This is a genomic window from Achromobacter animicus (assembly GCF_040775605.1).
GTDB lineage: Bacteria > Pseudomonadota > Gammaproteobacteria > Burkholderiales > Burkholderiaceae_B > Achromobacter > Achromobacter animicus.
Window position 1 is genome coordinate 86,008 of the sequence record NZ_JAYGJK010000001.1, and the last position, 12,359, is coordinate 98,366.

Annotated in this window: 14 protein-coding genes; 1 reads left to right on the plus strand and 13 read right to left on the minus strand. The window is 65.0% G+C overall.

Annotated features, from left to right (window positions below):
* Window positions 1–92: 92 nt before the first annotated feature.
* The 4 genes from gluQRS to AB3147_RS00380 all read right to left on the minus strand — a co-directional run bounded on the left by gluQRS (window position 93) and on the right by AB3147_RS00380 (window position 4,830).
* A complete protein-coding gene (gluQRS, locus tag AB3147_RS00365; RefSeq protein WP_367351193.1) occupies window positions 93–971 on the minus strand; it encodes a tRNA glutamyl-Q(34) synthetase GluQRS in 879 nt (292 codons plus the stop codon).
* Between the two features lie 76 nt (window positions 972–1,047).
* Complete coding sequence (locus AB3147_RS00370; RefSeq protein ID WP_056565848.1) at window positions 1,048–1,506, minus strand: DUF494 family protein; 459 nt, start codon at window positions 1,504–1,506, stop codon at window positions 1,048–1,050.
* 238 nt (window positions 1,507–1,744) lie between these two features.
* Window positions 1,745–3,769, minus strand: a complete 2,025-nt coding sequence (locus tag AB3147_RS00375) for a TRAP transporter permease (RefSeq protein ID WP_367351194.1) — start codon at window positions 3,767–3,769, stop codon at window positions 1,745–1,747.
* Window positions 3,770–3,870: 101 nt separating this feature from the next.
* On the minus strand, window positions 3,871–4,830 hold the full coding sequence (locus tag AB3147_RS00380) for a TAXI family TRAP transporter solute-binding subunit (protein WP_175185511.1): 960 nt from the start codon (window positions 4,828–4,830) through the stop codon (window positions 3,871–3,873).
* Between the two features lie 265 nt (window positions 4,831–5,095).
* Between AB3147_RS00380 and AB3147_RS00385 the strand changes: the two genes are divergently transcribed.
* Window positions 5,096–6,235 (plus strand): DSD1 family PLP-dependent enzyme, encoded by a 1,140-nt coding sequence (locus tag AB3147_RS00385; protein ID WP_367351195.1) that lies wholly within the window; start codon window positions 5,096–5,098, stop codon window positions 6,233–6,235.
* Window positions 6,236–6,385: 150 nt separating this feature from the next.
* On the opposite strand, the gene AB3147_RS00390 is transcribed toward AB3147_RS00385, so the two are convergent.
* The 9 genes from AB3147_RS00390 to AB3147_RS00430 all read right to left on the minus strand — a co-directional run bounded on the left by AB3147_RS00390 (window position 6,386) and on the right by AB3147_RS00430 (window position 12,179).
* Window positions 6,386–6,514: an entericidin A/B family lipoprotein gene (locus tag AB3147_RS00390; protein WP_056327784.1), complete on the minus strand. Its 129-nt coding sequence runs from the start codon at window positions 6,512–6,514 to the stop codon at window positions 6,386–6,388.
* Window positions 6,515–6,571: 57 nt separating this feature from the next.
* The gene (locus AB3147_RS00395; protein WP_076518134.1) at window positions 6,572–6,754 is read right to left on the minus strand and encodes a CsbD family protein; all 183 of its coding nucleotides are present in this window, start codon (window positions 6,752–6,754) and stop codon (window positions 6,572–6,574) included.
* A gap of 145 nt (window positions 6,755–6,899) precedes the next feature.
* Complete coding sequence (locus tag AB3147_RS00400; protein ID WP_175136994.1) at window positions 6,900–7,634, minus strand: amino acid ABC transporter ATP-binding protein; 735 nt, start codon at window positions 7,632–7,634, stop codon at window positions 6,900–6,902.
* On the minus strand, window positions 7,615–8,271 hold the full coding sequence (locus tag AB3147_RS00405; RefSeq protein WP_175125810.1) for an amino acid ABC transporter permease: 657 nt from the start codon (window positions 8,269–8,271) through the stop codon (window positions 7,615–7,617). The genes AB3147_RS00400 and AB3147_RS00405 overlap by 20 nt, the downstream gene beginning before the upstream one ends.
* Window positions 8,268–8,936: an amino acid ABC transporter permease gene (locus tag AB3147_RS00410; RefSeq protein WP_343738496.1), complete on the minus strand. Its 669-nt coding sequence runs from the start codon at window positions 8,934–8,936 to the stop codon at window positions 8,268–8,270. Before AB3147_RS00410 ends, AB3147_RS00405 begins: the two co-directional genes overlap by 4 nt.
* Window positions 8,937–8,953: 17 nt before the next feature.
* Window positions 8,954–9,736: a transporter substrate-binding domain-containing protein gene (locus AB3147_RS00415; protein ID WP_175185516.1), complete on the minus strand. Its 783-nt coding sequence runs from the start codon at window positions 9,734–9,736 to the stop codon at window positions 8,954–8,956.
* Between the two features lie 275 nt (window positions 9,737–10,011).
* Entirely contained in the window at window positions 10,012–10,920 is a 909-nt protein-coding gene (locus tag AB3147_RS00420) for a LysR family transcriptional regulator (RefSeq protein WP_367351196.1), read from the minus strand.
* A gap of 199 nt (window positions 10,921–11,119) precedes the next feature.
* Entirely contained in the window at window positions 11,120–11,383 is a 264-nt protein-coding gene (locus AB3147_RS00425; RefSeq protein ID WP_105236849.1) for a hypothetical protein, read from the minus strand.
* 22 nt (window positions 11,384–11,405) lie between these two features.
* Entirely contained in the window at window positions 11,406–12,179 is a 774-nt protein-coding gene (locus AB3147_RS00430) for an SDR family oxidoreductase (protein WP_105236850.1), read from the minus strand.
* Window positions 12,180–12,359: the final 180 nt, after the last annotated feature.

The window sequence follows — 12,359 nt, forward strand, 5'->3', positions numbered from 1 at the left end:
ACGGAGGCAGCGTTAAGTATGCCGGGCGTTTCCGGTAGACGCCGGTTTGACCCGGATTCGCGCGGATGCAATCAGTCGCGCAGAGCCGCCGGTCAGCCCGGAAACCGCTCGGCCCAGCGCACCGTCGCGTCTTGCAGGAATGACGCGACATCCGCAGCGGGCAGCGGCGTAAATCCCAATGCCGCCCACGCGGCCTGCAAGGCTGGCAGCGGCGAGCGCGTGTCGATCGCCGGTGCGCCATTCTGCTTCGACAGTTTCAAACCGCTGGCGGGATCCAGAATCAACGGCACGTGCAGGTAGCGGAGTGGCGGCAAGCCCAACAAGCGCCCCAGCACGCGCTGGCGCGCCGTGGAGCTGAGCAGATCGGCGCCGCGCACCACGTCAGTCACACCCTGCGCGGCATCGTCCACCACCACGGCTAATTGATACGCCCACAGCCCGTCGGCCCGCCGCAGCGCAAAATCCCCGACTGCCTGCGCCACGTCTTGCTCCTGCGCGCCGAGCCAGCGATCCTCGAAGCGCTCCAGCCCTTCAGGCACGCGCAACCGCCAAGCGCGGGCCTCGCGTCCCGCCGGCAGTCCGTGACGGCAGGTGCCGGGATACGGTCTTTCGCCATCGGCGCCCGGCGCGGTCTGGCCGCGCAGCGCCGAATCGGCAATTTCGCGCCGCGTGCAGCCGCAGCCATAGATCAGACCCCGCGCGGCAAGTGCATCAAACGCCGCCTGGTAGGCGGCGTTGCGTTGAGACTGCCAGACGATCTCGCCGTCCCAGACAAGCCCCAGCGCCTGCAACTGCCCCATGATGACGTCCGCTGCGCCCGCCACCGTGCGGGGCGTGTCCACGTCTTCAATGCGCAGCAGCCAGCGCCCACGTTGCGCGCGCGCGTCCAGCCAGCTTGCCAGCGCGGTCGCCAGCGAGCCCGCATGCAGCGGTCCGCTGGGGCTGGGTGCGAAGCGGCCAACGTAATTCAAGGGGACGTAGACAAGACTTCAGCCCGCACAAGTGCGCGGGCTGAGGGGTTGGAAAGTGCGGCGCGGGGACGCGTGCTCAATGCAGCAGGCGCCCGCCTTCTTCGTCGAGCAGCTCTTCGAGGACCAGATTGTCGATCTCGGCTTCCTGGCTCCAGAGAACCATAAGGGCAATGATCTTGATCTTGGAGAGCGGCACGGGCGTTTCCGGCGAGGCCAGGCCCCGGTCGATGACGATCTCGCGCAGGGGCGCGGGCAGCACGCCGGCCGATTCCAGGAAGGCGATGAAGCCGATGGACTCGGTGCCGAGCTGTTGGTATTCGTTATCGGTGTAGATCCGGGTGCCGGACGTGGGCGCCTGGGCCAGGTCAACGCACCGTTCGGTGGTCTCGGCAAGGCCATACAGCCAACCGAGCGCGTCGTCGATGTCCTCGTGCTCGAAACCGGCAGCGGCAAGCCGCTTGGCGAGCACATCGGCAGCAGGACAGGCCTGAGGCGTGTAGTAATTCTCGAACAGATAGACCAGGATATCGAACATATGGCGCAGTTTGTGCCTGTTTGCACAGTCGGCCCGCATATCGGCAGACCAGCAAACATGAATTTTACTTTACGCCGATTTATTTTGCCGGGCAACCGGGGAAAAGGCGGATGTTGTACTACGTCACCTTGCGCGCAAGGACGCCTATTTTGCACCCAAATGCTGACAAAATGGCTGATTCAGCAAAAAGGGGCGGTCCCGCGTGGGTCCGCCCCTTTTTTGTTTGCCGCGTCCTGCGTTACGCCACCTTGGGCGCATTCTCCAGTTTCAGGCCCGCCAGCTGGCGGATGAAAACGGGGATGCAGATCACCAACCCGATGATGCCGCTGGTCAGGCCCGGAATGATGGTCAGCAGCGCGCCAATGGTGCACAGCCACCGCTCCCAGCTCTTCATGCCAACCAGCAGGAAACGCGACAAGGCCGCCGACAGCAACACCAGGCCGACCATGCAGCCCAACAGGGTCACGAAGAACTCGTACCAGGTGAATCCCTGCACCGAAATCAGCAGCGACGGCGAGAACACGAAGACAAACGGCACGATCAGCTTGGTGATGCCCAGCCGGAACGCCGTGTTCCCGGTCTTGAAAGGATCGCTGCCCGCCATGCCCGCCGCCGCGTATGCGGCCAGCGCCACCGGGGGCGTGATGTCCGCCAGGATGCCGAAATAGAACACGAAGAAGTGCGCCGCAATGGGCTGCACGCCCAACTGCACGAGTGTGGGCGCCGCGACGGCCACCATGATGAGGTAGTTGGCGGTCGTGGGCACGCCGCAGCCCATCAGGATGCAGACGATGCCGGTCATCACCAGCGCCGCGATCAACGTCAGCGACTGCATGTCCGTCAACGCCTCGGGCAGGAAGAACGCCGCGCCCGACGCCAGCGCCTGCGACGCCGCGATCACGATGTACGAGATCTTGAAGCCCACACCCGTCAACGTCACCACGCCGATCACGATGCCCACCGTGCCGGCAGCCGCGCCGACCGCTAGCGCGTACTTCGCGCCGGTTTCGAAGGCTTCATACAGGTCGCGCAACCGCAGCCGCGTGTACGGATTGAGGATGCCCACCACGATGCAGCCCGTGATGCCCGCAAAGGCCGCCAGATACGGCGTGCGGCCGCTGGCCAGCATGCCGATCAGCATTGCCAGCGGAATCAGCGTGGGCCAGCGCATCTTGAACGACTGCTTGAGCTTGGGCATTTCCTCGGCGGTCAGCCCGCGCAGGCCTTCGCGCTTGGCTTCGAAGTGCACCTGCATGAACATGCCGAAGAAGTACAGGAACGCCGGAAAAATGCCCGCGATCGCGATCTGCTGGTACGGAATGCCCAGGAACTCGATCATCAGAAACGCGGCCGCGCCCATGATGGGTGGCGTGATCTGCCCGCCCGTGCTGCTGGCGGCTTCCACGCCCGCGGCGAAGTGCCGCGGATAGCCCACGCGAATCATCGCCGGAATGGTCAGCGACCCCACCGTCACGGCGTTCGCCACCGACGACCCCGAAATCATGCCGAACATCGCCGAGCCAAACACCGACACTTTGGCCGGCCCGCCCGCATAGCGCCCCGCCACGGTCGAGGCCACATCCAGGAACAACTGGCCCAGCCCGATGCGGGTGGCCAGCACGCCGAACAGCACGAAGTGGAACACGTAGGTCGCCACCACGCCCACCGCCACACCGTACACGCCCTGGCTGGTCAGGTACATATGGTTGACGACCTGCGACCACGTATTGCCCGCGTGCTTGAGCAGACCGGGGAAGTACGGCCCGAACATCGCGTAAGCCATGAACACGATCGCGATGATCGGCAGCGGCCAGCCCATCGCGCGCCGCGTGGCTTCCAAAAGGCCGATCAGCAGAATCGAGCCCATCAGCACGTCCTGCGGCAGCGGATTGCCCACGCGGAACGCCAGGTCCTCGAAAATGTACGGGATGTACAGCACCGACAGCGCCAGCGCGATCGCGATGATCCAGTCGTAAAGCGGAATGCCGCCCGGCGCATACCAGGTCGACTTGGGTTCGCGCTGGTAATGCGACTTGGAAAAGCCGAAGACCAGGAAGATCAGGCTCAGCACGAAGGCCAGGTGCACGCCGCGGTGCGTCGCTTCGCGCAGCAGGCCGAAGCCGGCGGTGTAGTAGTGAAAGATCGAGAGGCTGACCAGCAGGCCCGAGACGATCCACGTGGCAGTCTTGTCCAGCGGCCGGAAGCGGATTTCCGAATCGTACTTTTCCGCCAGCTTCTGGGTTTTCTCGTGATCGATTTCCATCGCGGTGATTCTCAAGATGATTCAACAAGCAGGGCCGCACAACGGCGGCCCTGCTCAGATTTGGCGCCAACAATAGGCGCCGCAGACGCGTCGGGGTCGAGTTACTTGATCAAACCGATTTCTTTGTAGAACTTCTCGGCACCGGGATGGAACGGAATGCCCGCGCCCTTGGTCGCGTTCTCGCGCGTGATCAGCTTGCCCTTGGCGTGGCCGGCGTCCAGCGTCTTGCGCGTGGCGTCGCTGTACAGCGCCTTGGTCACTTCATACACGGTCTGCTCGGGGATCTTGGCCGACGTCACCATCTGCGCGTTCACCGAGATGGTCTTGACCTCGGGGATGTTCTGGTACGTGTTGGCGGTGATGACATCCGGCGTGAAGAACTCCTGCTTGGCGCGCAGTGCATCAATTTCCGGACCCACCAGCGACACCAGTTCGATGTTGCCCGTGGAGGCCAGTTCGGCGATGGCGCCGGCCGGCGCGCCGCCCACGAAGAAGAACGCGTCCAGGCCGCCGTCCTTGAGCTTGTCGCCCGCCTGATTGGGTTTCAGGTATTCGGCCTTCACGTCCTTGTCGGTCATGCCGTACGCGCCCAGGATCAGGCGCACGTCGACCAGCGTGCCGGAGCCCGGCTCGTCCATCGACACGCGCTTGCCCTTCAGGTCGGCCACGCCCTTGATGCCGGAACCCTTGCGCGTCACCAGATGGATGCTTTCCGGATACAGCGTCGAAATCAGGCGCAGGTCCTGCGCCTTGGGCTTGCCTTCGAACGTGCCCGTGCCGCTATAGGCCCAGAACGCCACGTCCGACTGCGTGAAGCCGGCTTCAAACGAGCCGCCCATGATGCCGTTGATGTTGGCGACCGACCCATTGGAGGCGACCGCCGTGGCGATCAGCTTGCCCGGTTGCGACACGGCGTTGCCGATGATGCCGCCGATCGGGTAGTACGTGCCCGCCGTGCCGCCCGTGCCGATGCGGAAAAACTGCTGGGCCTGAGCCGAACTGGTGGCGCCGACAGCGGCGACCGCGACGGTCAGGGCGGTGATCCAGTGCTTGAGTTTCATGCGAGCTTCTCCGGTACTTGTTGACAGGTCTGTCGGGTGACGTGGGTCGTCTTGTCATCGCCGGCGCGACAGCGTTGCCGCGCCGGAAATGGGCCTCCCCTTGGGGGCCGTTTTCATGATGAAATTCTGTCATGCCGCCCACTGGTAGCCAATGGTTACGGGGCTATCGTTTACCTGGGGGTGAATCGCCCGTTTGGTTATGGGTGGTCCCGCTTTGGTTATGCGCGTGTTACCTCTCAAGCAGTCAGACTACGGAGTCAACAGGATGTCCCAGGAAGTCATACGCGGCATTGCGCTGCCCCCGCCCGCGCAGCCGGGCGATCCCTTGGCCCGCGTCGATACGCCCAGCCTCGTGCTGGACCTGACGCCCTTCGAGGCCAACCTGCGCGCGATGCAGGCCTGGGCCGACCGCCACGACGTCGCGCTGCGGCCGCACGCCAAGGCGCACAAGTGTCCGCAGATCGCCCTGCGTCAGCTTGAACTGGGCGCGCGCGGCATCTGTTGCCAGAAGGTCAGCGAAGCCCTGCCCTTCGTGGCCGTCGGCGTGCAGGACATCCACATCAGCAACGAAGTCGTCGGCCCCGCCAAGCTGGCGCTGCTGGGGCAGCTTGCGCGCGTGGCCAAGGTCAGCGTGTGCGTTGACAACGCGCACAACCTGGCGCAGGTGTCGCAAGCCATGGTGCAGGCGGACGCGCAGATCGACGTGCTGGTGGAAGTGGATGTCGGCCAGGGCCGCTGCGGGGTGTCGGACGACGCCCTCGTGCTGGCGCTGGCGCAGCAGGCGCGCGACCTGCCGGGCGTGAACTTCGCCGGTTTGCAGGCCTATCACGGGTCGGTTCAGCATTACCGCACGCGCGAGGAGCGCGCCGAGGTCTGCCGCCAGGCGGCGCGCATTGCAGCGTCCTACGCGCAACTGCTGCGCGAGAGCGGCATCGCCTGCGACACCATCACCGGCGGCGGCACCGGCAGCGCCGAATTTGATGCGGCCAGCGGCGTCTACACCGAATTGCAGGCCGGCTCCTACGCCTTCATGGACGGCGACTACGGCGCCAACGAGTGGGACGGCCCCCTGGCGTTTGAAAACAGCCTGTTCGTGCTGGCCACGGTCATGAGCAAGCCGGCGCCTGACCGGGTGATCCTGGACGCGGGGCTCAAATCCACCACGGCCGAATGCGGCCCGCCCGCCATCTTCGGCGAACCGGGTCTGAAGTACACCGCCATCAATGATGAGCACGGCGTCGTGCGCGTGGAGCCGGGGGCGCAGGCGCCCGACCTGGGCGCGGTGCTGCGCCTGGTGCCGTCACACGTGGACCCCACGTTCAACCTGCATGATGGGCTGGTGGTGGTGCGGGACGGCGTGGTCGAGGACATCTGGGAAATCTCGGCGCGCGGCTTCTCGCGCTAATAGGTCCTTCTGAGGGGGCGGTTAGCTAGCGCGGTGCACGGTCACGATCGACCGTTCACCCCTCAAGTCCTCCCGTCCCGCGATTCGCAGGAACGAAAAAAGGCCGGCGCGCCGTCAACGCGCCGACCTTTGGATACAGCCCGCAAGCGCCTACTTGGCCTGCTGCTGGATCTTTTCCCCGCCCCTTTCAATGTCTTTGCCGGCACCTTCCATCGTGTTGCAACCGGCGGTCACGGCGGTAATCGCGAGCATCAGTGCAAGCCAAATACGGTGGGTCATTTTCTTCTCCTTCGGGCGTTCATTGGACGTTGCGGTCATGCCGATCGGCAGCCGCAATTACTTGTCCAGCAAGTCCCGTGCCTGATCCTTCGCTTCGCCCACATTGCGCTGCACTTTACCCTCGGCTTTCTCCACTTTTCCTTCGGCTTCGGTGCGGGTGCTGCCCGTCACCTTGCCAGCTGTTTCCTTGATCGCGCCCTTCACTTCCTTGGCGGCGCCCTTGATGCGGTCCTTGTCCATGTCATCGATCCTCAGGTTTCAGGTGGGGTGAAACCGCGCCGGGGAAACCCGGAGTCCGGCGGCGGACAAGTCCAATATAGGAACCGCGCCGCACCCGCGATAGAGGCATGCGCACCAGGACAGGTGGTGCATTTTTACCTTCGGCTCACGCCAGGTTCGTCATCCCCAGGAACTGCCGCAACTCCGCCGTGGCCGGCGCGGTGAACAGTTGTTCGGGCGGGCCGATCTCGTGCACCCGGCCCTGGTGCATGAACACCACGCGATCGCAGACCTCGCGCGCAAAGCGCATCTCATGCGTCACCATTAACAGCGTCATGCCGTCGGCCGCCAGTTCGCGGACCACCGCCAGCACTTCGTTGACCAGCTCCGGATCCAGCGCCGACGTAATCTCGTCGCACAACAGCGCCAGCGGCTGCATCGCCAGCGCGCGGGCAATCGCCACGCGTTGCTGCTGCCCGCCCGACAATTCGTCCGGCCACGCGTCGAACTTGTGCGCCAGTCCCACGCGGGTCAGCATCGCGCGCGCCATGTCCTCGGCCTCGCGCTCGGGCACGCGCTTGGCCACCATGGGCGACAGCATCACGTTGCGTCCCACCGTCAGGTGCGGAAACAGGTTGAACTGCTGAAAGATCATCCCGACTTTCAGCCGCAGCGCACGCAGCCGCAGCTCATCGTCGCCCAACTGCGCATCGGCCACCATGATCGCGCCGCCGTCGATCTGCTCCAGCCCGTTGATGCATCGCAGTAGCGTGCTCTTGCCCGAGCCGCTCTTGCCGATGATGGCAATCACCTCGCCGGGCTCGACGCGCAGCGTCACGCCTTTCAGCACTTCGTTGTCGCCAAACCGCTTGCGGACGTCTTCAAGGGCGATGAGGGGCATGCAACTTCCTTTCCAGCCGGAGGCTGAGGCGCGACAGGGGCCAGCACAGCGCGAAATAGATCAGCGCCGCGCAGGCATAGACGGTGAAGGGACTGAAGGTGGCGTTGGTGATCACCGTGGCCGCCTTCGACAGTTCCGTGAAGCCGATGATGGAGGTCAGCGCCGTGCTCTTGACGATCTGCACGGCAAAGCCGACGGTCGGCGCTACCGCAATGCGCAGCGCCTGCGGCAGCACCACATAACGCATCTGCTGCACGTAGCCCAGCGCCAGGCTGGCCGACGCTTCCCACTGTCCCTTCGGTATGGCCTCCACGCAGCCACGCCAGATCTCGGCCAGAAACGCGCCCGCCCACAACGTCAGCGCCGCGCCCGCGGCCAGCCACGGCGGCACCTCCACGCCGATCAGCGACAGGCCGAAGAACGCCAGGAACAACTGCATCAGCAGCGGCGTGCCCTGAAAAAGTTCGATGTACGCCCAACTGATGCGCCGCATCGCGGCCACGCGCGACGTGCGCATCATGAGCGCCAGCACGCCCATCAACGCCCCGCCCGCAAAGGCCGCCAGCGATAGAATGATCGTCCAGCGCGCCGCCAGCAGCAGATTGCGCACGATGTCCCAGGTGGAAAATTCGATCATCGTGCCGCCTTGCGGAACAACCGCCGCCCGGTCATGCGCAGAATCTGCCGCAGCAGCACCGCCAGCGCCAGATAAATGCCGGTCGTCACCAGATACACCTCGAACGCCCGGAAGTTGCGCGACTGAATGAAGTTCGCCGCAAAGGTCAGGTCCTCGGCCGCGATCTGCGAGCACACCGCCGACCCCAGCATCACGATCACGATCTGCGACGACAGCGCCGGCCAGATCCGCATCAGCGCGGGCATCAGCACAATGTGCCGGAACACCTGCAGCCGCGACAGCGCAAGGCTCGCGCCCGCTTCATACTGCCCGCGCGGCGTGGCGTCGATGCCGGCGCGGATGATCTCGGTGCTGTATGCGCCCAGGTTCAGCGCCATCGCCAGGCAAGCCGCCTGCATCTCGCCAAGCTGGATGCCCAGCGACGGGAGGCCAAAGAACACGAAAAAGAGCTGGATCAGAAACGGCGTGTTCCGGATCAGCTCGACATACGCGGTGACCGGCGCGCGCAGCCAAGTCGGCCCCTGCGTGCGCACCCACGCGCACGCAATTCCGATCGCCACGCCCGCCACCGCGCCGAACGCAATCAGTTCGATCGTCACGCCGATGCCTTTGAGCAGCACCGGCGTGTACTCGAACACCGAGGCGAAGTCGTACTGGTAAGCCATGACGGCCGCCGCTCAGGCTACAGATCCTTGGGCAATGCGGCGCCCAGCCATTTCTGCGAGATCGCCGACAACGAGCCGTCCTGTTTGGCCGCCGCCAGAATATCGTTCACGCGGGCGCGCAGCTTCGGTTCGTCCTTGTTCAGGCCGATATAGCACGGCGAGTTCTTGATCAGGAATTTCGTTTCAGGCTTCTTGGGCGGATTGCGCGCCAGGATGGCCGCGGCCACCACGTTGCCCGTCGCGATCATCGGCACCTGGCCCGACAGGAAGGCGGTGATCGTTCCGTTGTTGTCCTCATACCGCTTGACCGTGGCGGACTCGGGCGCAATCTTGGTCAGCTCGATGTCTTCCACCGCGCCGCGCGTCACGCCGATGGTCTTGCCGGCCAGATCCGCGGCGGACGAGACCTTCAGGTCCGCCGGGCCGAACACGCCGTTGAAGAACGGCGCGTAGGCGTCCGAGAAGTCGATAGCCTTCTCGCGCTCGGCATTCTTGCCCATGCTGGAGATCACCAGATCCACCTTCTTCGTCTGAAGGTAAGGCACGCGGTTCGCGCTGGTGACCGGCACCAGTTCCAGCTTCACGCCCAGTTGCTTGGCGATGAGCTGCGCGGTGTCGATGTCATAGCCCAGCGGCTTCATGTCCGAGCCCACCGACCCAAACGGCGGAAAATCCTGCGGCACGGCGATCTTGATGACGCCCGCCTTGACGATATCGTCCAGCGCGTCGGCGTGGGACACAGGAGCGGCCAGCAGGGTGGCGGCAGCGCAAAGGGACAGCAACAGGGATCTGCGTTTCATGAGGAACTCTCCAGGGCCCGCACTGCCCGGGTGGGTCAATGCGTTGCACACCAATTCGGTATACAAACGCATTCAATGCAAGTTCCATGCCATGTCTTACGTACGGGGAGCGACGTGGGGATGGTGCATCGCGCGCCCCGCCTTGGTGCGGCCGATGCGCCGCGGGCGCGCATGCCGGCACTGCTTTGGACGGTGCGGATTGCGAGGGCAGCGGTTGAATCAGACGTCCGAATGCGGGCGTCGAGATGTAGGTGTCGAAATGCTGGCGTCGAGGGTCAGGTGTCGATATAAGGCGCCATCACACCCGCAAACCACTCATGAAAAACAGCCAGCCGCCGCGACCGCTGGCGGCGGTGGGGATACAGCAGCGACACCGGCATGGACGCCGCGCGTGCGGTGGGCATGACTTCCACCAGCTCGCCCGCATCCAGCAGATGCTGCACGTCGAACCGAGGAATCTGGATCAGACCCAGCCCGGCCAGGCAGCAGGCGATATAACTCTCGGCGTTGTTCACCACCACCCGGCTGCGGACCGAGTCCTGGCGCACGCTGCCATCGGCTGACGGCGACTCCCAGGGCAGCTCCCGTCCTGTTGTGGGCGACGCATATCCCACGGCCCAATGCCCGCTCGCCAGGTCTTCCGGCCTCGCGGGTTCGCCGTGTTCGCCCAAGTAGGCCGGGCTGGCGCAATTGATGAGCGAAATGCTGCCCAGCGGCCGCACCACCAGGCTGCTGTCATGCAGCGCGCCGATGCGCACCGCGCAATCCACCCCTTCCTGCACCAGATCGATGGCGCGGTCGGTTGAACTGAGAACAACCTGCAGGCGCGGGTGTCGGCGAAGCAAGCCGGGCAATTGAGGCGCGATCAACCGCCGCGCCACGCGGCTCGGCACGTCGATGCTGAGCTTGCCGGACACCTGGCGATCGCTCGCCTGGAACAGTTGGTCGATGTCTTCGACCTCGGCCAGCAGCGGCAGCACGCGCTCCAGCAGTTGCTCGCCGTCCGCCGTCAGCCGCACCTGCCGCGTCGTGCGATGCAGCAGCCGCACGCCAAGCTGGGTTTCCAGTTGCTGGATGGCGGCGGACACGGACGCCCGGGGCGCGTCCAGCGCATGGGCCGCCTTGATGAAACTGCCCATCTCGGCAACCTGCGCAAACACGCGGTACTGGTCGAATCGGTCCATGAGCGGCCTGTGGCGATGCGGGGGGACGGTGCAACGGGAAGCGCGCGCCGTCCCGATGCCGGGGGCGCGCGCAATGCATGAAAAGCATAGCCGCAATTTGGGGGCTGATCGGGAGCCGATCCGACAGTCTGATGGAGACTCAACCCGAGAACCTGATTGCCCGTCCGATGGTGGCCTGCCCGGCAGCGCCCAGGCCGTGTCAGCCGCTGCGCCAGATCGCCACGGCAGCCAGCGCCGCCGGCACCAGAAACACGATCGCCAGAATCGGCAACTCCTCGCGCACGGTGTACCCGGCATGGGTCACGCCCACCCACATATTCACCAGTGCCACCACCAGCCAGACGGGAATGAACGCCTTGGCTGCCACCGCCAGCGCCGCCGCATCGCCGCCCCACAGCTTGCCGAAGAGCAGAAACACGCCCAACAGCACCGCGCCGCCTCCGATCACCATCGCCATATGCATGCTGCTCTCCCTGGTCTGCCGCCTATTTGGTCGTGTAGCCGCCGTTGATAAGGATGGTCTGCCCCGTGATCCACCAGCCGTCGCTAACCAGATGGCGGATGAACGGCACCACGTCCTCGATATCCGTCAGCCCCGTCTTGCTGAACGGCGACAGCGCCGCCGCGGTCTTGTGATACGCCACGGCATCATCGCCCTCGGCCGGATAGAAGAACGGCGTATCCATCGGCCCCGGCCCCACCGCCGTCACCGAAATCCCCCGCGCGCCAAACTCCTTGGCCGCCGCGCGCGTGTAATGCTCCACCGGCGCCTTCGTGCCAGCGTAGGCCGCATAGAACGGCGTGAAGGCGCCCAGCAACGACGTCACCAGCGTGCACACCTTGCCGTTGTCATTCACGTGCCGGCCCGCCTCGCGCAGAAAGAAAAACGCCGTCTTGGAATTTACCGCCGTCATCTCGTCGTACTCGGCTTCGCTGATCTCCGTGAAGGGCTTCTTGAGCACCTTGCCCACCGTATTGATCGCGATATCCGGCCGGCCCACCGCTGCCACCGCATCGGCAAACAGCTTCTCCACCGCCGCCGCCGTCGTCAGGTCACCCTGCAACGCCACCGCCTTGGCGCCCGCCGCCTGCACCGCTGCCACGGTCGCCTCGGCCTCGGCCTTCGACGCCGCGCTGTTGTAATGGATCGCCACCGCGCGGGCGCCCTGCTCAGCCAGATCGCGCGCAATCAGCCCGCCCAGATTCTTCGCCCCGCCCGCAATGATCGCGACTTTGCCCTTGATCGAATGGTCCGCCATGGAAAATCTCCTTCAGGTGTCGATGGAGCTACGAGCTTAGGCAAGCGCCCGCGCCCGATAAACCACCTGAAGCTGGATGGATCATCCAGAAAAACCACCCAATCGCGGCGCGCGGTCTGGGCGGTGTCCAGTAACCGGCAACAAAAAAGCCGCCCCTGATTCAGGGACGGCTTGTAGCGT